This is a genomic window from Streptomyces sp. NPDC058632 (assembly GCF_042717095.1).
Taxonomy (GTDB): domain Bacteria; phylum Actinomycetota; class Actinomycetes; order Streptomycetales; family Streptomycetaceae; genus Streptomyces.
In genome coordinates this window covers 28,827-50,371 of record NZ_JBHXQZ010000051.1, presented here as the reverse complement: position 1 = coordinate 50,371, position 21,545 = coordinate 28,827, and the positions used below count along the sequence as shown (strand labels likewise).

Sequence of the window (21,545 nt, the reverse complement as noted above, 5' to 3'; positions counted from 1 at the left end):
CCGGGCCGCCCCGTGTTCCGTCAGTCCGGCAGCATGTAGGGGCGACGGAAGACCGTGGCCTGGCCGGTGTCCCACGGGCGTACGGCTGCCAGCGCCCGGACGACCGCGGTCTCCAGGGGACCACCGGTGTCGACCGTGACGGCCTCGGGCCACGGTGATTCCTCGGGCGCCATGGCGGTGGCGACCCCGAGGTCGGCATCGGACGCCGACGCGCCGGGGGTGCGGGAGCCGAGGCGGGCCGCTGATACGTCGCCGGGCACCCGGCAGTACAGGGCCACCAGGTCTGCGCTGGTGCGTTCGGCCACGCGCAGGGCGGCTTCGCGTTGTCCCGCGTCCGACCAGGTGGCGTCCAGGACGACGGACTCGCCCGAGGACAGCAGGGTGGACGCACGGTCGAGCAGGGCGGCGTAGGTCCTCGTGGTCCACTCCGGTGTGTACAGCCCCTCACCGTAGTCGGCCGCCGCGGACTGTTCGGCCGGGATGCCCGCCAGCTCCTTGCGCAGGCGGTCGCTGCTGAGCAGCGTCACCCCAAGACGGTCGGCCAGGGCTCCGGAGAGCGTGGATTTCCCGCTGCCCGGAAGGCCCCCGACGAGTGTCAGACCGACGGCGGAGGCGCGCAGATGGCGCAGCGCCCCCGTGACCAGTCGCCGGGCCGTCGCCTCGGCGGCGGGTACGCCCTGGCTCGCTTGGATCAGGGAGACCTTGGCGCGGACGAACGCGCGGTAGGCGACGTAGTGGTGCCACAGGGACGGGGTCACCGGGTCGCCGGAGTACTCGCTGTACCGGGCGAGAAAGTATGCCGCGGCGTGCGGGGCGCCGAGTTGTTCCAGGTCCATGGCGAGGAAGGCGGCGTCGTCGAGGCCGTCGAGGTGGCGAAGGTGGTCGTCGAACTCCAGGCAGTCCAGGATGCGAGGGCCGTCGTCGAGGCAGAAGATGTCCTCGGCACGCAGGTCGCCGTGGCCGTCGACGATCCGTCCTTGCGCAACGCGCGTGTCGAACAGGCGCTCGCGGCCGGCGAGGTAGCGGCGCACCAGCCGCTCGACCTCGTCCACGCCGTCGGGGAGGGCGAGACCGTCGGCCAGGGCGTGGACCTGTGCGAAGCTCGCTTCCCATCGGAAGGACAACGCGTCCCGGGTGCCCTGCTCGTCCACGGCCGGGCTGCGGGGCGCGTCCGTGTGGTGCGCGGCAAGCTGCCGGGCCACAGCCCGGAGGATGTCGTCGAGGACGGCCCCCTCACGTACCAGCCGGGACAGGCGGCGGTCCGCCGGCATGCGGCGCATCACGACCAGTGGTTCGGGTGCTTGCGTCCGCGGGCTGCGGACCTCTCCCAGGCCCAGGTAGACATCCGCGGCGAAGCGGCGGTTGAGAGCGACCTCGCGTTCGCAGGCGGCCCGGCGGGCCTCCACGGTGGTGTGGTCCAGGAACTTCAGATCGACCGGCTTCTTGATCTTGTAGGCGTGGTCACCGACGAGGAACACGATCGCGGTGTGGGTCTCACGCATCTCTGCGAGCGGGGGCGATGCGGTGTCGTCCGCCTCAGTCATGGGGGACGACCGCGACAGGGCGGCGTGCTCGGTGGACGGCGGCTCGGACCACAGGGCCCGGGCGAAGGCTTTCGACGAGCCCCGGCCCGCGCGGACCGGGCACGGCCGTCCCGGACTCCGATGCCGCGTGCGGCGGCGCGCCCCCGGCCTCGGCGGCGGTCCTGCCGCCGGCGGCAGGACTCTCGCACGGGCCGTCGGGGCCGACGGTGATCGCTGGCTCCATGGCGCGTGCCTCCGTCTCGTAAGAAGCTGGGATGACGGTGAAGGAGTTCGTCCGTCCGAAAGCGCCGGCCCACCGCGCACGGCCCCTCTGCTCAGTCGAGGAGTACCCCATACCTTCCCGCGGCGCATGCGGAACCGTGGGGCGGAACCCGGATGGACGAAATGCCGGTGCGAGAGGAGACATGAGCGGTGACGATTCCCCTGGTGGTCGGCATCGACGGGTCCGAGGCGAGCCTGGAGGCGGTGGACTGGGCTGTCGCCGAGGCGGCCCGGCACGCGGTCCCCCTCCACCTGGTGCACGCGGCGGCGCCCGAGCAGGAGGCACCCGACGTGATCAACGCTGCCTCGGAGCGTGCCGGGAAGGGTGCTCCCGCGGTGCGGCTGTCGAGCGAGGTACTGCATGAGGACGCCGCCTCCGCCCTGGTCGGCAAGGGGCGCAACGCGTTCGCGCTGGTGCTCGGCTCCAGAGGGTCGGGCGACCTTGCCGAGCTGCTCCTGGGTTCGGTCAGTCTGGCCGTGGCGGCGCGGGCCGACTGCCCGGTCGTGGTGGTGCGTGGCTCGGCGGAGCACAGGGAAGGCCGGTTCGGGAGCGTCGTCGTGGGTGTCGAGGACGGCGAGGGAAGCGATACCGCTGTGGGGTTCGCGGTCCGCGAGGCCCACGTACGGCGCTGTGCGCTGGTGGCGGTGCACGCCTGGAGTGCGCCGGTCGGCACTCCCTCGGAACCTCCGCCCGGTGCGTGGTACGCCCTCGAGGCCCATCGGCGCCCGCCGGCTCAGGTGCTCGACGACGCCCTGCGGGGCCCTGCGGAGCAGTACCGGGGCACCCCTGTGAGCCGCCGGGTGGTCGAGGGACCGGCACGGCATGCGCTGTTGGCGGCCGCGTCGGACGCGGACCTGCTCGTCGTGGGGGCCGGGAAGCGGCAGGGACACCCCGGCCTGCAGCTCGGGCTGATCAACCACGCCGTGTTGCATCACGCGCCGTGTCCGATCGTGGTCGTGCCGCAGATATGACAGGGCATCACCGGTACGGCGCCAACGGCCCGGTCCTTCAGGGCTCGAAGGGCTCTCCCACCGGGGGCAGCCGGTCCCGTGGCCGAAGTCTCCGGTGTTCGGCAGGGGCGGGAGAGGCGGCCGGCGAGCCACTGGCGTAGGACGACGGGCGCACGTGGTTCACCGTACGCGTCCGGCCCCCTGCCGCCTCGCGGGCCGGGCCGGTACCGACGACCGGTTCGTGGGCGGTGCGCCGGCGGTCGGAGCGGTGACCGTCCTCTGCGCGGTCGGCACTCGCGTCGGTGTCCCGGCCGACGTGCCGTACGGGGACTCCGCGTACAAGATGGTGGGATACGACGGTCGGCCGGTGATGAAGCTCTCCCGGCGAAGGCGACGGCTCCTGGGCGGAAACAGGTGTCCGCCGCCCGGGCTCTGCCGACGTGATCGCTCTCGCCGACGAGTGCCCGCCACATGACGGCAGGCCACTGCTGGAGACGGTGATGCGGAACGGACAGCGCCACCGGTGGAAGGTCCGTCCTCGACGCGTGCTGGGAGAGACGTGCCGCCGGCCACCCGGCGGATCCGGGCCCCCGTCGCGCCACCCAGGAGGCCTGGACGGACCGCATCCGGACCGCACCGAGCCGAGGAGGACAGCGATGCCGCACACCGTGGAATGGAAGGTTCGTCTCCACCTCTTCGAGGACGAGGGAACGACGAAGGCACGCGCGGTGGTCGATACCGGAAGCACGGTGCTTACCGGCCACGGAGCCGCGCACCGTAATCCGGCGGACAGGGAGGTGCCGGAGATCGGCGACGAACTGGCGGCGGGCAGGGCCATGGAAGACCTCGGCCGGCAGCTGGTGGATGCCGCCGGGCGCGATATCGAGGGCATGGGCGCATCGGGGCCGGCCTCCCGCCCGGTCTCCGGCTGGCCCATGTGACCGACGGGGGGCGAAGCGGCCGGGGCACCTCGCGGGAAGACCGGGCAACGGAGTTCTCACGGTGCGTGTCCCGAAGACCGGGCAGCCCGAGCCGCCGCAGGGGCATCACGGCCGAGCCGCGGATGTGGGCAGGCCGGCGAGAGGGAGGGACGGGCGGCCCCGCCGTCGGCCCTTCCCGCGCCGCCCCGGCACAGCCGCTCGACGTTTCCCCCGAACGGTACGCGTGGCACGTTGGACATGGCAGCACTCTGAGCAAAGGGCGGCGATCATGCGAGCTCACCTCGGCGATCACCTCGTCATCGAAAGCCCGGCCACCGGCGCCACCAGGCGCGACGGCGAGATCGTCGGGCTCCACCACCAGGACGGGACACCCCCGTACGACGTGCGCTGGTCGGACACACAGGCGGTGACGCTGGTGTTTCCCGGGCCCGACGCGCACATCCTGCATCCGGGACACGGGCCCGCGGCCGCCCGGGAACAGTCCACGGCCCGGGAGCCGTCCCGTCCGCCGGGCGCGGCCGGGGCCGGTGCCGGTGCTCCCCCGCCGGCCGGCGCGTCCCACTCCGGTGACCTCGGCAGGCGGGTGGCCACCGAACGCGCGCGCCAGGGCCTGACCCGGGCCGAGACGGCCCACCGCGCCAGGATGGCGCCCGAGTATCTCGCGTACCTCGAGGAACACCAGGCAGATCCGAGCCTGGCGACACTCGTCAACCTGGCCTCGGCGCTGAACACCACGGTCCACGCCCTGCGCGGCGGTGGCACCGACATGCCACCGGGCCAGGGAATCGCGCTCGCCCACCCCCGGCTCCTGGACCTCGGCCCCGAGGAATGCCGCACCCTGCTGTCCACGCACGGAGTGGGGCGCGTCGCGGTATCGACCCCGGACGGCCCGGCGGTCGTCCCCGTGAACTACGACGTCGTCGACGACGCGATCGTCTTCCGGACCGCCCCCGACTCCGTACCCGCGGCAGCCGTGGGATCGGACACCGCCTTCGAGGTCGACCATATGGACGAGGCCATGAGCCAGGGCTGGAGCGTGCTCGCCGTCGGCCCCGCGCGGCTGGTCACGGACCCCGACGGCATACGGCGGCTGAACGAAAACGCCCACACCGCTCCATGGGCCGGGGACGAACGCGAGATGTGGGTGTCGATCCGGCCCACCAGCCTGACCGGACGCCGCATCACTCCGGCCGACCGGTGAACGGCACCTTCGCGCAGCTCGCGTTCCACCGCCCGGGCCCGCGAGCCCGGCCCCACCCCCGGTCCGAACCACAGGCCCCGGCGAAGGAAGGCCCCGGTGAACCAGCGACCCGAACCGGAACCGCTGTCCGACGAGCGTGTGGCCGCCCTGGTCCGCGACGCCGCTGCCGCGCCGTCGATGCACAACGTCCAGCCGTGGCGCTTTTGCTACGTCCGGGGCAGCCACACCCTCCACCTGCGAGCGGATCCCGACCGCGTCCTGCCGCACGCCGACCCGGACCGCCGCGCCCTGCACCTCGGCTGTGGCGCCGCTCTGCTGAACCTGCGGGTCGCGGCGGTCCACGAGGGCCTGCACCCGGCGATTCGTCTGCTGCCCGACCCGGCCGACCCGGCGCTGCTCGCCTCGGTGCGGCTGAGCGGACTCGGGAGCGGTGAAAGCGACCTCGCCCCCCTGTACCCGGCGATTCCCCGGAGGCACAGCAGCCGCTTCCCGTTCGACGAGACGGAGATACCCCAGGAGGTGCGCGCGGCCCTCGTCGGCGCGGCACGCCACGAGGGAGCGATGCTGGCCTTCCCGTCCTCGTGGCACCTCGACGAGGTGCTGCGGCTGCTCGAGGAGGCAGAGGCACGCAACCTCTCCGACCGCGGCAGCGACGAGGACCTGGCGCGGTGGACCCGCATCGACGCCCCGTCCGAGGGGAAGGTCCCGGACGGCGTGCCCGGCTACGCCTTCGGACCACGCAAACGGGGCGGCAAGGCCCCCATGCGCGACTTCGCCGGGCCCAGGCCGGTGGCGGGCCGTGGCAGCGCCGAGTTCGAACGGACGCCGCAGCTGGCCGTCCTCAGCACGGTCCGGGACGGCCCCGAGGACTGGCTGAGCGCCGGGCAGGCCATGGAGCGCGTCCTGCTGCTGGCCACCCTGGAGGGCCTGTCCAGTTCCTTCGCCACCCAGGCCCTCGAGTGGGGCGACCTGCGCTGGCCCCTGCGCGACCCCGTGTCGGGCGCAGGCCACGCACAGATCGTGCTGCGCCTCGGGTACGGCCCCACAGGTCCCGTCACACCACGCCGACCGGTGCCGGACGTACTTGACATCCAGCCTTGATGCGCCTTCGAGCCGGCCCTTTGCGAACCGCCGGACCCGTTCGCCGGACCCGATCGCCGGCCCCGGTGGTCGTACGTCTCGGGGCCGGAAAGACTTTCGGCAGGTCGCTGCGGCTGCGGCGGTCCGCGGGCGGTGCGACTGTATGGGCAGGGGGTCTGTCATCGCCCGCACAGGAGGGAAGGTGAGGGGCACCATGGAACCCCCGCTGGTCGTAGGCGTCGACGGGTCGGACTGCAGCCTTCAGGCAGTGGACTGGGCGGTGGACGAAGCGGTACGCCTCAGCGTGCCCGTGCGCCTCATCCACGCCTCCTTGTGGGAACGCTACGAAGGAGCCCGCCCCTCCCTCAGGACCGGTCACCCCGCCGAACAGGTCATGGCGGAGCACATCATCGCCTCGAGCCTGGAACGTGCCCGGCTGCGCGATCCCGAGGTGAAGGTGTCGGGCGATGTGCTGCCCGACGATGCCGGGGCCGCGCTGCTGCAGGCGGGGCGCGAGGCATACGCACTGGTCACGGGCTCACGCGGCCGAGGCGCGATGGCCGGGCTGCTGCTGGGATCGGTCAGTCTCACGGTGGCGGCCCGCGCATGGTGTCCGGTCCTCGTCGTCCGTGGCTCGGAGCGCAACCGGCAGGGCCTTCTCGGTCGGGTGGTGGTCGGTGTCGGCGACTCGACCACGGGCTCGGGCGCAGTACGGTTCGCCTTCCAGGAGGCCGAGGCGCGCGGCTGTGCCCTTGATGCCGTGCGGGCCTGGCGCAGCCCGGCTCACGAGCACGTGGACCATCCCCTCCTCGCTGACGATGCCGCCGGTGCCCGCGAGGAACGCGCCTCGGCCAACCTCACCGACGCGCTGCACGAGGGGGTACGGGACCACCCCCGGGTCGAGGTCCACCGCAGGCCGGTCGAAGGCCCTGCCCACCGGGTTCTCCTGGACGCGGCAGCCGGAGCCGACCTGATCGTCGTCGGCGCCGTGAGGCGGCGCGGCCACTTCGGTCTGCAGCTCGGCCGCACCGCCCACGCCCTGCTGCACCACTCCGGGTGCCCGGTCGCCGTGGTCCCTCAGCGAGCCTGAGCACCGGCCCGTGGGCCGCCTCGTGGGAGAAGAGGAGTGAGTGCTGCGGATGTCGGCGTGGACGTGGGAGTACGAGGGGTACGACCCCGCTGCCGAACGGTTGCGTGAAGCGCTGTGCACCCTCGGCAACGGCTACTTCGCCACCCGCGGCGCGGTGCCCGAGAGCAGAGCGGGCGTGGTGCACTGCCCGGGTACCTACGCAGCCGGCTGCTACAACCGGCTGGAGTCGACCGTGGCGGGGCAGCGGGTGACCAACGAGGATCTGGTCAACCTGCCGAACTGGCTGCTCCTGCGGTTCCGTTGCCGTCCCGCCGAGGGACCTTGGGGGCCGTGGTTCTCCCCGGACACCTGCGCCCTGCTCGACCACCGGCACACTCTGGACCTGCGCCGCGGCACACTGACCCGCACGCTTCGCTACCGGGACGACGCGGGCGTCGTGGGTGTGGAGCAGATCCGCCTCGTACACATGAGGCACCCTCATCTGGCCGCGCTGCGGACGGTCTTCACGGCCGAGGACTGGTCGGGAGAGATCGAAATCGAGTCCGCCCTGGACGGCGGTGTGATCAACGGCAACGTACACCGTTACCGGGCTCTCAACCGCCGTCACCTGACGCAGGTGGAAACGGGGAGGGAGGAGCCCGACAGGGTGTGGCTGCGCTGCCGCACCAGCGCCTCCGACATCACGGTCGTCATGGCTGCCCGGACCGTCGTCCCCGGGCAGCAGCCCGTCTCTTCGGGATTGCGCCCCGCCCGTCGGCGTGCCGCGCATCGCCTCGTGGTCCGCGTCGCCCCGGGCCGGGCCGTCGCCGTGGAGAAGACCGTGGCGCTGCACACCTCACGCGACACGGCGATCTCCAACCCGCTCGATGCGGCCGTGGACCGGGTGACCGTGGCCCCGGGCTTCCCCGCACTCATGGCCTCCCACGCCGCCGCCTGGGAGCAGTTGTGGCGGCGGGCGGAGGTCGAGGTGCCCGGCGAGGCCGGTCACGTCCTGCGCCTGCACCAGTTCCACGTCCTGCAGACGCTGTCACCGCACACCGCGGAACTGGACGTGGGAGTGCCCGCCCGAGGGCTGCACGGCGAGGCGTACCGGGGACATGTGTTCTGGGACGAGCTGTTCGTGCTGCCGTACCTGAACCTGCACTTTCCGGAGGTCTCCCGGGCCTTGCTGATGTACCGGCACCGGCGTCTGCCGCAGGCATGCCGGGCGGCGGCCGCAGCCGGCCGGGCAGGGGCGATGTACCCGTGGCAGAGCGGCAGCGACGGTCGTGAGGAGACCCAGGAGCTGCATCTCAACCCCCGCTCGGGGCGCTGGCTGCCGGATCACTCCCGGCTTCAGCACCACGTCGGCTCGGCCATCGCCTACAACGTGTGGCAGTACTGCGAGGCGGCCGGCGACACCAGGTTCCTCCACACCGAGGGGGCGGAGATGCTGCTGCACATCGCCCGCTTCTGGGCGGACACCGCGGAGTCCGCCCCCGGGACGGGCCGTTACCGCATCCGTGGTGTGGTGGGCCCCGACGAGTATCACGACAGCTACCCGGACTCCGTCCGGCCCGGCCTGGACGACAACGCGTACACCAACGTCACCGCTGCCTGGGTTCTCGGCCGTGCCCTGGAGCTCGTGCGCCGGCTCCCCTCGTGGCGCCGGGAGGAACTGTTCGACCGCATGGGGCTGGACGGCGACGAACTCCTGAAGTGGGAAGAGGTGTCCCGACGGCTGCGCGTGCCCTGCCACCAGGGCGTCATCAGCCAGTTCGAAGGCTACGGCGACCTGGCCGAGCTGGACTGGGACGGCTACCGTCGGCGGTACGACAGCATCCGGAGGCTGGACCGGATACTGGAGTCCGAGGGCGACGCGGTCAACCGCTACAAGGCTTCCAAGCAGGCTGACGTCCTGATGCTCGGCTACCTCTTCTCCCCCGCGGAGCTGCGGAGGGTGTTCCGGCGCCTGGGGTACGCGATGGACGACGAGATCTGGCGCAGGACCGTCGACTACTACCTGCGGCGCACCAGCCACGGCTCCACCCTCAGCGGGCTCGTCCACGGCTGGGTCCTCGCCCGGGTCAGACGGGCCGAGGCATGGCGGTACTGCCGGGAGGCCCTGGAGTCGGACGTCGCCGATCTCCAGGGCGGCACGACCGGTGAGGGCATTCACCTCGGTGCCATGGCCGGGACCCTCGACCTGGTGCAGCGCGGCCTGACGGGACTGGAGACCCGCGAGGACGCGCTGTGGCTGGACCCCGCGCCGCTTCCGACACTGTCCGAGTACGGATTCTCACTGCGCTATCGCGGTCACTGGGGTGTCGGTGTGCGGCTGCGGAGCGGACGGTTGCGGATCGACGTGCCCGACTCGGAACAGTCACCGATCCGCGTGGTACTGGCAGACCGGGCTGTCACGGTCGCACCGGGAGAGACCTGCACGCTGGTGCTGCCGGCAGGCTGATCGCTCCGACACGGACGAAGTGCTGCGGCCCGTGGAGGAGCACGGGATCCGGCGGCTGCCGGGCATGTGGGCCGGCCACTCCGTCGAGGCCGTCCGCGCGGCGCCCCGGCCACTCGGCGGAGGGCGGGCCCCCGCTGGAAGGCGGCATGGATTTCTCACCCGTCAGCGCCGCGTTGTTCACGGAGACCTCGTGTGCCTCCACGAGACGGCAGTCGGCCGGCACCGCGTCCCCGGCCTCCAGGACGACCACGTCTCCGGGCACCAGCTGCCGCGAGGGCAGTTCCCGTCTCTCCCCGTCGCGCAGTACCCGGCAGGTGTGTCTGACCATCGCCTGCAACGACTCCGCCGTCCGCTCGGCGGAGTACTCCGGTGCGAAGCCGATAGCGGCGTTCAGCATCACCACGCACAGAATCGCCACGGCGAGCCGCAGGGTGCCCACGTCCCGGGGATCCTGCAGCCCGTAGGGGAACGTGCCGGTTCTTCCACACCGTCGGGCTCGGTCACGTCTCCTGCTCTCCATTCCGCGTACCGGTCGCCCGTCCGGAGGCCGGCCGGGCCGCACTCTCCGCAACGGAGGTCAGCGACAGCAGGTGACGGAGGTCCCGGCTCCTCACGACGGGCAGGGCGAGTCCGGCGAGCCCACGGCATTCGGTCCCCGGATCTCGTGACGCCGTGGGAACATTCGGGCCGCTGTCGGGCGAGCAGGTCCCGGTCCGGTAGGAGCACGGTCTCAGGCCGAGGGCACCACGACGACGGGGCACTCGGCCCGGTGGAGCAACCCGTGCACGACGGACCCCAGCCTCATGCCGCTGTATCCACCGCGCCCATGGCGCCCCGCCACGACGGCCTGAGCCGTCGCCGAGACACGTGCGAGTTCCTCGACGGGATGACCGCGCAGAACCTCCTGGGTGATCCCCACGTCGGGGTGCCGCTCCCCCAGCCCTGCCACCGTTTCTGCGAGGAGCCGGTGCCGCTCGAGAAGACCGGCCCGCTCGTCGCCGAGACCGGTCGGCCAGGCCACGTGCTCCGGCCACACCCACACGGCGTGAACGGTCGCGCCGCGCAGGCCGGCCTCCTGGACCGCGAAGTCGACGGCCGACCGGGAACTGCTGCTGCCGTCGACCCCGACGACCAGCCGCGGAGGCGTCTGTCCGGCGTGCCCCGCCTCCCGGACGACCACCACCGGACAGTCCGCACGCGCGCTGACCGGCACGACCACCGAGCCGGCGCTGAACACTTCCTCCGGACGGGTGAGCCGACGGGATCCGACCACGACGAGGCGAGCGCGCCCTTGCGCTTCCTGGCACAGCACCGCAGCGGGCATGCCGTCGAACAGAACCGCAGTCACCGCAACGTCGGGGGCGAGTGCTCTTGTCGTCTCCACGGCAGCCGACAGGGCTTTCTCGCCTTCCATCCGCAGTGCCTCGTGGTGGGGCTGAACATCCACATGGTGGGTGCTGTGCAAGGGCGGCAGGGACAGCAGGAGACGCACGGCGACACCTCTCAGCGAGGCGGCCCGAGCGGCCCACGTCAGAGCCGGGCGGAACGAGTCCTTCGGATCCACTCCGACAAGGATCTCGTCGCGGACCCCTGCTACCGCCATGATTCCTCCTGGTCCGGCTCACCCGGTAGGGGCACGATCTCGACCGGGCACCGGGCGTGATGCAGAGCAGCGTGTCCCAGACGGCCGAGGGCCGGCCCCGAGCCCATGAACCGCCTTCGGGCCCCCATCACCAGCAGATCGGCGCGACGGGACACGTCCATGAGCGCGGCGGCGGTTGCGGTGCCCACGTCGGCCTCGGTGGTGACCGCGAGGGTGGGGTGGCTTCGGCGGACCACGGCAGCGAGGGCGTCGGTCCTGGCCCGTCCCTGCTCCGTGATGTCGCCCAGGTCGCCGGGCGCGGTGACCATGTGCCCGACGTGGGACAGGGGGTTCCACACGTTGACCAGATGCAGCGCTCCCTTGCGCAGCTCCGCCTCGGCTGCCGCCCGCCACACCCAGTCGGCGTCCGTCTCGTCCCGGACGGCGGCAGCCACGACTCCCGTGTCGGGCCGGTCGGTCCGGCCTCGTACGACGACCACCGGGACGGAGGAATGCCCGGCGACAGCCAGACTCACGGAGCCGAGCAACAGAGCGGGGAAGCCCCCCAGGCCCCTGCTGCCGACGACGACGGTCGCGTCGGGGGCGGCCGCCTCCTGCAAAGCCGCCACCGCGTTCTTGTCGCTCAGCTCGCGCTCCACCGGCAGCCCCGGGAAGCGCCCGTGAACCACCTCTTGCGCCTCGGCCAGATGCGCGCCCCCCGCTTCCCGCAGGCGCTCGGTCGTCTCGAACGCGGCGAAGCGGCTGAGCCGGTCCAGATCCGCCCCGGAGACAAGCCGCAGATGCTGTCCCCGCCTGTCGGCCTCGCCCGCCGCCCACAGGGCCGCCGCCCGCGACGACGCGGAGCCGTCGACGCCTGCGACAACCGGTCCGAGTTCTTCGTCATGCCGGCTTGTGGGTGTCATGACTCCTCCTGGGGCACTCTCCGGTGTCCGCCACGCCGTCGGAGCGGTCGCCGCGGAGGGACAGGGCCTCGTAAGTCCTTGCGGAGGCCGGGCATCCCTTCCGTCGGCGGGCCCGATGGTCACTGCCGTCGCGGTGATGCAGCCCCACTGCCCGGCCGTCGCGGCAGATCACACCCACCGCGGGGCCTTCGACCGCGATCCGGTGATCGATGCGGGCCCGCGTCACGGGCACGTCACCGGGCCCGGACTTGTCGTGTCATGGTGTGGGCACGGGCTTCCCCTGTCCTTGTGCATGGCCGGCTCCCGCCATGTCCGCTGGAGTGGCCCGGGGCAGCACGTCCGGTGCGGGTGGAAGCCGCGGCGGCACGCTCCGTGAGCACACCGCGTGCGGGCCCTTCGACCGCGGAGCGGTGCACTCGGGCACCGGCACGTCCTCGGCCACTTCGTTCAGGTCCTGCCTTGTCACCACGTACGAGGACCACCGGGCACCGCGCTCGTACCGCCACGGTGAGGCCGCCCCCTCGCGCTGCCGCAGTGCCCACGAGGAAGCACGCGCAGACCCGCTCGGGCAGACGGCCACGGCCGGGGAAGCACGCGGGAGGCTCGTACCGCTGCCGTCGAGAGCCATGGCCCAGGCGCATCGGCCGGCCGCGCCGTGCTGCTCCACCGGTTGCCCAGCCGGTCACTGGAAGCGCGTGCTCAAAACCGTCGGCCCCGACGACAGGAGAACCGGGCATGCTCCTCACCTTCGCTTCGCCGTTGTACCCATTCTCGCCGCCTTCGTGTTCATGGCGCGCGTCGGCGAAGAAGATCCTTCCAGCGACGGGCTCCGGCTCGTCATCGACCTCATGTCAGGCTGCGGCCTCCGCAGCGGGAAGGCACATACCGCGATGCGCAGCGGGGAGGCCGTACGGGCCTCGGGGGAGAAGAAGGCCGCCGCGTCCGCGGGCGGCAGTCCGGCCCCGGTCTCCTTCTCCTCGCTGCGGCCGTCGCCGCCTCGGCTCTCGTCGCCGTCGTCGCCACCGCCGTCTCTTCGTCGTGGAACGCACGGCGCGGGTTCGGCCTGCTGCGTGCCCTCGGCCTCACCGCTGCATCGGCGCACCTCACCGTCACGGTGGAACGCGCGATCCACGGGGCACTCGGCGCCGTGCTCGGCGTGGCCCTCGCCCGGCCCTACGCGTGGCCGGTGGTCCGCGTCGTCGCGACGGCCGCGCCGTTCAGCGTTTCCACGGACCGCCTTGTGCCGGTGGTCGTTGTTCTCACCCTGCTCACGGCTGCCGCAGGCACGGTCCCCGCGGCCCGTACGTCCCGCGCCCCACCCGTGCCCGCGGTCGCGCAGAACCGGTGACACGGCGGCGGAAGGCTCCGGACGCACCGGTCATGGACGCAGCAGCACCTGGCACCTGCACCGCCCGGGGTGTCCCCCGCCACCACGTCACACGAACGAGCCCGGCCACGGATCCGTTCAGATCCAGCCGTCGGCGTCGGCGTATCCGAGCCGGTCGGCGACCTGGAGGGTGGGCGCGTCCAACGTCTGCTTGATCAGGTCCGTGCGTTCCTGCCAGCGGCCGGCCCGGGGCCGCGCGGTGGCGACCACGGGTGCGATGCCGTGGTGGACCGCGTGCCGGAACTCGCCCTCCAGTGGGATGCCGAGCCAGTCGCCCAGCCGCTCGAACGACGCGATGCGTCCGTCCGGTCCGCTGATGAGGTCCTCGAACCGCAGGGTGAGGCTGTCGGTGCGGGTGCGCTCGAGATCGTCCAGGATCGCCTGGTGGCTGCTGCGCCACTGGAAGGCGCACACCCGGGGCAGCGGCGCGTCGGTGTACTGCTGCCACCCCGGCGGCAGGTCGAACTTCCACCACCAGCGGTTGTCCGGACATCGTTCGACGTAGTCGGCGATGGCCAGGGGCACGGTCATCCGGTGGGCGTGGAAACCGTTGTGCAGCCAGCCGTCGTACATGCCGTTCACCGCGGCGGCCGGGTTGCGGGTCAGGTGCAGGACACGCAGCCGGGCCTGGGGGAACAGCGCACGCAGGAAATCCAGCCGGTAGGCGTTGCTGGGCGTCTTGATCACGAGTGTCTTGTCGCGCAGGTCGGCCGGCTCCGCCCGGCGCCAGGGCCGGGCCAGCACGAAGGGGGGCTCCTCGATGAGGAGCCGGCCGGGCGCGCGGGGCGAGGGCGTGCCGAACGCCTCGTGGCGCAGCACGTCCCGCGGCAGGTCGTAGTACCAGGGAGAGACCGGCACGCCCTGCCGGTGCAGGTCGCGCAGCACGGTCATGGTGACCGCCGCGGGATCCCACGAGGGGATGCCCGGCGGCATGTGACGCACCCGTTCGGCCACGGTGAGCGGGTTGAGCGACAGCTCCGGCCACTGCACGGCGAACCGCCACGCCACGTCGAGGGAGAACTGCTCCGCGTCGGGCAGGTCGGCCACCGTGCCGACGTCCCGCGCCAGTTCCTCGTCGAGCAGCTCCCGCGCGGCGGGCGTGAGCGCCGCCGCGTGGGACGCGTCGAGCAGGTCCGAACCGCTGCCGCTGTCGGGGAAGCCCAGCCCGGCCAGCCGCAGGAACGGATTGATCTCCGCCTGGAGGTGGACGAGTGCCCGTGAGGCACGCAGGGTCTCGGTGACCATGCTGGACCCCCCGCGCGAACTGGAGGCGACCACCAGGACGGAGCGGACCTGCGTGGAGAACCGCCGCACGTCGCTGTGGCGCAGGGCACGCAGCTCCGCAAGCCGGTCGTGCAGTCTGTGGAGCGTGTCGGACACATCGGTGGCGTGCACGGGCAGGGTCATACGGGTTTCACCACGGCTTCCTGAGCGAGTAGACACACCACCGCCACTGGTCGCGGATGGAGCCGTCGGGCTGGATCTCGAACGGATGCACCTCGCGGACCTCGCGCGGCGCCTCGTAGAACAACCTCCGGATCTCCTGGCGGTGCGCGGGCGTCGTCTCGTGGGTGTCGATCCACTGGTCGATGGACTCCCACAGCAGGTACTCCGTCATCCGCACGTCGACGAAGCCGGCGTCGACCAGCAGGGAGCGGAACTCCGCTTCGCGGAACATCTGGTACAGCAGGGGCTGCTTCTTCTTGAAGACGCGGTACATCCAGAAGGCGTCCTCGTCGGCGAACGGGACGATCTGGCCGACGATGAACTGCCCGCCGGGCCGCAGCACGCGGAAGATCTCCGACACCGGACGCTCGGGCTGGGGCAGCAGGTGCAGCACCTCACGGGTGACCACGAGGTCGAAGGACGCCTCGGGATAGGGCAGGTCGTAGACGGTGCCCTGGTCCACGCGGTCCAGCCGGGTCGAGGCCAGCGCGACCATCTCCGGGGTGAGGTCCAGGCCGATCGTCTCCCCGACCCTGCCCTTGAACGAGGCACCGACGACGCCGCTGCCGCAGCAGACGTCGAGCATGCGGGCGTCCGCCGGCACGTCGCACATCTCGGCGTGTTTGGCGAGCAGTTCCTCGTCGGTCAGCCAGGTGCACGAGTCGTGCCAGTTCTTCGACCGGATGCCGAACTGCCGCTGGTAGACGCCGTAGTCGATGTCCAGCTCGCGCCGCTGGTGGCGGGCGGTGCGGCTGGCGAGGCGGGCGGCGAGCCGGGCCCGTGTGGCGTCCAGGGCACGGGCCACCACGCGGTGGCCGAAGCCCTCGTCCGCCTCCATGATCCGGGTGAATTCGGCATCCACGACGTCCTGGACGAGTTTGCTGACCTCGGGGTTCTGCAGCCGTTTCTTGGTCTGTCCGTCGAACTTGGGGCTGACCATCCGCAAGGAGACCACCGCGGTGAGCCCTTCGAGGATGTCGACCGTGGTGATCCGCTCACCGGTGCGGGTGTCCAGCAGGTGGTGGGCCGTGGCGTACCGGTTGATCACCGCGGCGAGGGCGGCCCGGATGCCGTCCACGTGGGCGCCGCCCTGGTCGGTGCGGACCCCGTTGACGAAGCTGCGCAGTTCCTCGGTGTAGCCCTCGGTCCACTGGAAGGCGAGGTCGAACGAGACCGTCTCGCCGACGTGGGACACCACCACCGGCTCGGGGTGGACGGCGAGGGCGTCGGTGTTGAGATGGGCGAGGAAGGCCCGTACCCCGCCGTCGAAGCTGTATTCGGCCACCGTGCCGCTGCGTTCGTCCACCAGCCGGGCGGTGAGCCCGCTGTGCAGGAACGCGATCTCCTGGAGCCGCTCGCCGATGATCCGCGCCGAGAAGTCGCAGGTGTCGAAGATTTCCGGGTCAGGGCGGAAGGTGATGGTGGTGCCACGGCGCTCCGTGGTGCCGACGTCGGTCAGTTCGGTGCGCGCCTCGCCCCGGACGTACTCCTGGGTGTGGTGGACGCCGTCGCGGCGGATGTCCACGCGCAGCGAGCGGGCCAGGGCGTTGACGCAGGACAGACCGACGCCGTGCAGACCGGCGGAGTGGACGTAGGAGCTGCCGCCGAACTTTCCGCCGGCGTGCAGCGTGGTGAGCACCACCTCGCAGGCGGGCCGGCCGGTGTCCGGGTGGGGGTCGACCGGGATGCCCCGGCCGTCGTCCTCGACGGCGCAGGAGCCGTCCGCGCGCAGCGTCACCGACAGCGCACGGCAGTGGCCGGCCTCGTACTCGTCCACGGCGTTGTCGAGCAGTTCGTACACCAGGTGGTGCAGACCGTCCGCGTCGGTGGAGCCGATGTACATGGAGGGGTTGCGGCGTACGGCCTGCAGGCCGGAGAACACCACGATGGCGGAGGCGTCGTACCGCATGTCCGCCGCAGGCGGGGCGGCGGCGAGAAGGTCGTCAGTCATCGGTCGCTCCGTGGGGCGTCGGGAGGGGGTCCGTGCCCGAGGTACCCGTCAGATTCGTCAGCGCCGTGTCGAACCGGGCGGTGTGCCGCTTCTTCAGCGCGGTCAGGGTGGTGAGCCAGCTGGCCACGTCGGCGTGGCCCTCCGCGTGGGCGGAGGTGGCCAGCCTCGGATACAGTTCGCCGGCGTCCTGGAGCGCGCCGACCACCGCCGAGGCCACGTTCAGCGGCGTGTCCCCGATGTCGCTCCGTTGGCCGGGGGCGGTGGCGTCGCGGAGCACGTCCAGATGGCCGTGGACGACGCAGCGGGTGCTCTCGGCCAGCTCCGTGAAGAGCTGGACGATCTCGGTGTGGCCCTCGACCTCGGCGATCTGGGCGAAGTAGGTGTATCGCAGGGTGGCCGTCGCCTCCGCCGCGATGGCCGACCGAAGGTCGGCGGCGAGGCCGTCACTCAGATGCGCCATGGATCTCCGTACCTTGTCGGGCGGCCCGTGGGCCGGATGTGGTTCATGTGGTTCGTGCGTTTTCTGCGAGGCACCCGGTGTGGTCCCCGCGCGGCGGCGTTCCGGTTCTCCCGGATGCCGGGAGCGACGGGTACGGCGCCGCGGGGCCGCAGCCGGGACGGCCGCGGAACATATGGTCGGATCGTCGGCCTCGCCCCCGTCACGCGCGGGAGTGCGCACGACGCCCTAGGACGCCGCGGGGGCGGACGGTTTGGTCCCGGCCGCCAGGACGAACAGCATGTGGTCGACGAACCGGCCGTCGGCCTCGCGGACGGCGTGCAGGGCACGGAACTCGGCCGAGGCTCCTCGGTAGACCGCGCGGATCGCCTCCCGGCGCTCCTCCTCGATGGCGCCGTTGTCCGACCAGACGTCGACGTCCTCCACGGACACGTACGAACGGGCCTCCTGCCTGTCGCAGCCCGCTTCGCGGAGCAGATCGGTCAGGTCGGCGGGGAGGAAGAAGTGCCTGCGCACGGGGTTGCGCAGCCGCAGGATCTCGAAGTACTCGTCGCGGTCCCGCTCGTCGTACGCGCACAGGTTGATGATCACGACGCGGCCGCCGGGCCGCACCACCCGGACCATCTCCTCCACCGCCGCGGGCAGATCCATGAACTGCACGCCCTGGCGGCACACGACCAGGTCGAACTCGTCGTCCTCGAAGGGCAGTTTCTCGGCCGGTGCCACGACCAGCCGGCTGAGGTGCGGTCTTGCCTGGTCGGCCATCTCCTCGGTGACGTCGACCCCGACCACTTCGGCGACCCGCCCGGTGAAGAGGCGGGACACCAGTCCGGTGCCGCAGGCCACGTCGAGCACGCGGTCCCCCGGCCTGGGCGCGGTCATGTCCAGCAGGACGTCGCCTAGTTCACTGTCGGTGCACCAGGAACTCGACCGGTCGTAGGTGGCGGCCCGCAGGGCGAAGTGGTGGGTGACATCGTGCCGGCTGATCGTCAACGCGACTCCAAGCGGTCGACTCGAGGTGGCTCTCCCCGTGCACGGTCGAGGTGGGGGCAGAGCCGGGGAGGGGCAGGCGCGGGCAGGTCTCAGAGCGGTTCGCCCCGCGCGACGGGGGCGATGCGGCGCACGGGCGCCCGGAGCCCGCCGCGCATCCGGGCCTTCACCCGCAGCCATCGGACATAGGCGTCCCGGCGGAGCCGGGCGCGGTGGTTGTCGTCCTCGCGCATCGAGCGGTACTCGATGCCGGCTCGCAGCCACGCCGAACGCAGCGCGAGCGCCGGCCGCCCCGGATCGGGGACGGCAGCGGCCCGCGCGTCGACCGGATAGCCGAGCGACTGCTTCACCGGTCCGGTCACCTTGTCCACCCACAGACGTTCGCGGGTGCTCAGACCGCGCCGGCCGGCTCCGATCCGGTCGACGGTGACCGGTTGGCCCGCTTTGCGCCACGCGTCGGCGAGAGCGGCCGTCTGCCGTGCGGCGGCGGACGTGTGGTGCCGCAGCATGTCCGGCTCCGGTTTCTCCCCGAGGAAGTCGCAGAGCCTGCCGATCTCCTCCTGCGGACGCGACACCAGGTCCTCGTAGCGCAGCAGGTGCACCACGCCCGGACCGTGGGCGTCGAGCGCGGCACGCGCCATCTCCTGCTGCGCGCGCCACAGTCGGGCCATCCGGTACGGGTGGCTGGGTCCGAAGACCGCGCGCTTCGCCGAGGAGGCGACGTCGCACGGGTCCCGGACCAGCCAGACGAACCGGGCGTCGGGGAAGACCTCCAGCACGTCCGCGACATGGGCGACCATGAACGTGCTCTTGCATCCCCAGCGCGCCTTGCCCGTGGCGGCCCTGTGCTGCTCGTAGATCGCCGCGACGATCCCGAACAGCCCCGGTCCGGCCGGCTCGGCGACGATCCGGCCGGCACGGACCGGGTGCGGCCACGGGTGGATGTGCCGGTGCAGCAGGCCGAGGGCGTCACCCACGGCCCGCGCACGGTTGTGTGCCTGTGCCAGGTCCCCGTAGGAACCGGCGAGTGGAGCGAGGTACCTCATGAAGTGCGGCGGGTGCGGAACGGTGATCCGTGAGTGCGACTCCAGGATGAGCCGCAGCAGGTTCGATCCGGACCGCTCGGTGCCGATGATCAGGACGGGGCTCTCGGCTCCGGGTGCCGTCATACCTCACCGACGGTGGTCAGCTTCTCCATCCGCTTGGCACCGCACTCCATCAGGCTGCTGCCCGCCGCCGCGACCTCCGGGTCGGCGCACTTGTCGAGGGTGAACCGGTCGGAGCCGGGGGCCAGCGGACCGGCCGCGGAGCTGAACTCGCTCCGCCACTTCGTGCCGGCGTAGTCGGTGGAGCGCGCCTGACCGTCGTCGGGCTGCGGGTGGAAGTACTCGAAGCCCTCGGGGAAGTGACGGAACTCCATGACCGGGCCGGGCTGGTAGGCGTCGTAGATGCGTTTGTACGCGTCTCGGCAGACCTGCTCCGACAGCCCGCTGACGTTGAGGAACTCGTCTTCGTGCAGGGCCTGTTCGACGGAGAGCCAGTTGAGGTGGTCGATCTCGGAGCGGATCAGGCCCGAGCCGATCGCCTGCTTGTAGACGGTGGTGCCGGGCATGGCCGAGAGGTACTTCACCCGTGTCACGTGGTTGTAGGTCTCGGCGAACTCGACCATGTGGTTGAGCGATTCCTCGCTCTCGTTGGGCAGGCCCACGATGAGCAGGGAGCCGAACCGCACCCCGGCGTCGAACGTGGTGCGCATCGCCCGCACGGTCAGGTTCTCGCTGCTGCCCTTGCGCGCCTCGCGCAGCACGTCGGTGCCGAGCGACTCCACACCGTAGAGGATGATGTCGCAGCCGGAGTCCCGCATCGCGTTGATCCTGGGGACGTCCATGTCCGCGCAGCGGGTCAGGCAGGTCCAGCGGATGTCGTGGTCCTTGATGACGTCGCAGATCTCGAGGGTCTGTTTGCGGTGCGAGCTGAACGTCAGGTCGACGAAGAAGCAGAAGTCGATCCCGTACTGGCTCTTGAGCCAGTCCATGTCCCGGTCCATCTTCTCCGGCGACTTCGCCCTGACCTGGGGAGTCGTGCGGTAGCAGAAGGAACAGTCCATCTTGCAGCCGCGGCTGTAGGAGGAGATGATCTGCGGCTGCATGCCCATCGGGCTGTGGTACTGCGGCCACAGGTCGAGCCGCATCCTCGGCAGCGCGTCGAGGTCCATCATCTGGCCCCGCGGCCGGGTGCGCTTCGGCTCGCCCTCCGGGGTGCGGTAGCAGATGCCGCGGATGTTGGGCAGATCGCGGGACCACTTGCCGGCGGTGTAGCTCTCCATCAGTTCCAGGATGGTGAGTTCGCCCTCGCTGACGACGACGATGTCCGCGTCGGTCTTCTTCATGAACACGTGCGGGACGGAGGTGGCGAGCGAGCCGCCGACGATGATGGGCATGTCCGGCGCCGACTCCCGCACCTTCGCCATCAGTTCGCGGCAGAAGGGGAAGTTGTCCTCGAAGGTGCACACACCCAGTACATCGGTGTCGCCGATGATCTGGTCGTACGCCGTCTTGAGCGGGTCGAGGTCGTACCGGACGTCGATGATCTTCACCGGGTAGCCGGCGTTGAACAACACCGTGGAGATGTAGCTCGCGCCCTCGTAGGGCGAGGTGAGGAAGAACTCCCAGCCACGCGGCATGGTGAAGGGTGACGGGCCGACGACGAGCGTGAAGCGCGGCTTCGACGGATCGGTCGGAACCGGTGTCACGTCCTGTTCGCGCATCTGGTTCATGAAGTGGTGGTCGATCAGTTCATCGGCATTCGCGTACAGTTCAAGAGCAAGGGATTTGGGCGCCACAGGACACTCCTTTTTCGGCCGACTTTCCTTGCGTTTTCAACCGCTGATCTGCCGGTCACCGCCGTGCGCGACGGTGTGCGATTGCGCCGCGAACTCGTGCCAGAACTTGGCATATTCGTTCGCGAGATCAGCGATGATCTCGGAACAGTGCTGAGGGACGCCATCGACGAGCCTGTCCCAGCTTTGCATGACGTGGGCCTGCGCGTCGAGCAACCTCAGCAAGGTACGACCGGTCTCCGTTGAACGCAGAGACGGGTCCTTGAGCAACCGGTGCACGAGAACGGCCGGGTTACGGGCCCGATCGCGCAGCACACCGGGAGGGGCGGGGCGGGCAGGCAACTGCTGCACGTTCGTTTCGGTGCGGCCGCCGGGGCGCGGGGCCGCCCCAGGGCGCCCCCCCCGGGCCGGGGGGTTATGAAAAAAAAGAAACCACCCCAACACCAAAGGAAGAGG

Annotated in this window: 17 protein-coding genes and 2 pseudogenes; 8 read left to right on the top strand and 11 right to left on the bottom strand. The window is 71.4% G+C overall.

The genetic code is table 11. The features are described from left to right. Positions 1-20 precede the first annotated feature (20 nt). Positions 21-1,502, bottom strand: a complete 1,482-nt coding sequence (locus ACFWVE_RS20490; protein WP_384015904.1) for an AAA family ATPase — start codon at positions 1,500-1,502, stop codon at positions 21-23. Positions 1,503-1,955: 453 nt separating this feature from the next. Between ACFWVE_RS20490 and ACFWVE_RS20485 the strand changes: the two genes are divergently transcribed. The 7 genes and pseudogenes from ACFWVE_RS20485 to ACFWVE_RS20455 all read left to right on the top strand — a co-directional run bounded on the left by ACFWVE_RS20485 (position 1,956) and on the right by ACFWVE_RS20455 (position 9,514). Next, positions 1,956-2,777, top strand: a complete 822-nt coding sequence (locus tag ACFWVE_RS20485) for a universal stress protein (RefSeq protein WP_384015884.1) — start codon at positions 1,956-1,958, stop codon at positions 2,775-2,777. A gap of 259 nt (positions 2,778-3,036) precedes the next feature. After that, a pseudogene (locus ACFWVE_RS20480) lies at positions 3,037-3,274 on the top strand (nicotinate phosphoribosyltransferase); the annotation flags it as partial. A gap of 138 nt (positions 3,275-3,412) precedes the next feature. Further along, positions 3,413-3,697, top strand: a complete 285-nt coding sequence (locus ACFWVE_RS20475; RefSeq protein WP_384015903.1) for a DUF1876 domain-containing protein — start codon at positions 3,413-3,415, stop codon at positions 3,695-3,697. Between the two features lie 268 nt (positions 3,698-3,965). Next, positions 3,966-4,898 carry a pyridoxamine 5'-phosphate oxidase family protein gene (locus ACFWVE_RS20470; RefSeq protein ID WP_384015882.1) on the top strand — a complete coding sequence of 311 codons (933 nt, stop codon included), beginning with the start codon at positions 3,966-3,968 and terminating at the stop codon, positions 4,896-4,898. 96 nt (positions 4,899-4,994) lie between these two features. Then, entirely contained in the window at positions 4,995-5,999 is a 1,005-nt protein-coding gene (locus ACFWVE_RS20465; RefSeq protein ID WP_384015880.1) for an Acg family FMN-binding oxidoreductase, read from the top strand. 193 nt (positions 6,000-6,192) lie between these two features. Next, complete coding sequence (locus ACFWVE_RS20460; protein WP_384015878.1) at positions 6,193-7,068, top strand: universal stress protein; 876 nt, start codon at positions 6,193-6,195, stop codon at positions 7,066-7,068. 49 nt (positions 7,069-7,117) lie between these two features. Then, positions 7,118-9,514: a glycoside hydrolase family 65 protein gene (locus ACFWVE_RS20455; protein WP_384015876.1), complete on the top strand. Its 2,397-nt coding sequence runs from the start codon at positions 7,118-7,120 to the stop codon at positions 9,512-9,514. Here ACFWVE_RS20455 and ACFWVE_RS20450 read toward each other — a convergent pair. From ACFWVE_RS20450 to ACFWVE_RS20440, 3 genes are all read right to left on the bottom strand, one after another. Then, complete coding sequence (locus tag ACFWVE_RS20450) at positions 9,465-9,953, bottom strand: hypothetical protein (RefSeq protein ID WP_384015874.1); 489 nt, start codon at positions 9,951-9,953, stop codon at positions 9,465-9,467. The genes ACFWVE_RS20455 and ACFWVE_RS20450 overlap by 50 nt on opposite strands. 291 nt (positions 9,954-10,244) lie before the next feature. After that, on the bottom strand, positions 10,245-11,117 hold the full coding sequence (locus ACFWVE_RS20445; RefSeq protein ID WP_384015872.1) for a universal stress protein: 873 nt from the start codon (positions 11,115-11,117) through the stop codon (positions 10,245-10,247). Further along, positions 11,108-12,019: a universal stress protein gene (locus tag ACFWVE_RS20440; protein WP_384015870.1), complete on the bottom strand. Its 912-nt coding sequence runs from the start codon at positions 12,017-12,019 to the stop codon at positions 11,108-11,110. Before ACFWVE_RS20440 ends, ACFWVE_RS20445 begins: the two co-directional genes overlap by 10 nt. A 1,114-nt stretch (positions 12,020-13,133) precedes the next feature. On the opposite strand from ACFWVE_RS20440, the gene ACFWVE_RS20435 reads away from it, so the two are divergent. Continuing rightward, positions 13,134-13,367 (top strand): hypothetical protein, encoded by a 234-nt coding sequence (locus tag ACFWVE_RS20435; protein WP_384015868.1) that lies wholly within the window; start codon positions 13,134-13,136, stop codon positions 13,365-13,367. Between the two features lie 117 nt (positions 13,368-13,484). Here ACFWVE_RS20435 and ACFWVE_RS20430 read toward each other — a convergent pair whose 3' ends face one another. The 7 genes and pseudogenes from ACFWVE_RS20430 to ACFWVE_RS20400 form a co-directional block, all read right to left on the bottom strand. Beyond that, complete coding sequence (locus ACFWVE_RS20430) at positions 13,485-14,813, bottom strand: sulfotransferase (protein ID WP_384015866.1); 1,329 nt, start codon at positions 14,811-14,813, stop codon at positions 13,485-13,487. Between the two features lie 7 nt (positions 14,814-14,820). Next, on the bottom strand, positions 14,821-16,803 hold the full coding sequence (locus tag ACFWVE_RS20425; RefSeq protein WP_384015864.1) for a methyltransferase domain-containing protein: 1,983 nt from the start codon (positions 16,801-16,803) through the stop codon (positions 14,821-14,823). Beyond that, positions 16,796-17,263, bottom strand: coding sequence for a rubrerythrin family protein (locus ACFWVE_RS20420; protein ID WP_384015862.1), 468 nt, complete (start codon positions 17,261-17,263; stop codon positions 16,796-16,798). Before ACFWVE_RS20420 ends, ACFWVE_RS20425 begins: the two co-directional genes overlap by 8 nt. 225 nt (positions 17,264-17,488) lie before the next feature. After that, positions 17,489-18,253, bottom strand: a complete 765-nt coding sequence (locus ACFWVE_RS20415; RefSeq protein WP_384015860.1) for a class I SAM-dependent methyltransferase — start codon at positions 18,251-18,253, stop codon at positions 17,489-17,491. An 89-nt stretch (positions 18,254-18,342) separates the two neighbouring features. After that, a complete protein-coding gene (locus ACFWVE_RS20410; RefSeq protein WP_384015858.1) occupies positions 18,343-19,419 on the bottom strand; it encodes a sulfotransferase family protein in 1,077 nt (358 codons plus the stop codon). Continuing rightward, the gene (locus tag ACFWVE_RS20405; RefSeq protein WP_384015856.1) at positions 19,416-21,092 is read right to left on the bottom strand and encodes a B12-binding domain-containing radical SAM protein; all 1,677 of its coding nucleotides are present in this window, start codon (positions 21,090-21,092) and stop codon (positions 19,416-19,418) included. Before ACFWVE_RS20405 ends, ACFWVE_RS20410 begins: the two co-directional genes overlap by 4 nt. Before the next feature lie 36 nt (positions 21,093-21,128). Beyond that, a pseudogene (locus ACFWVE_RS20400) lies at positions 21,129-21,545 on the bottom strand (hypothetical protein); the annotation flags it as partial.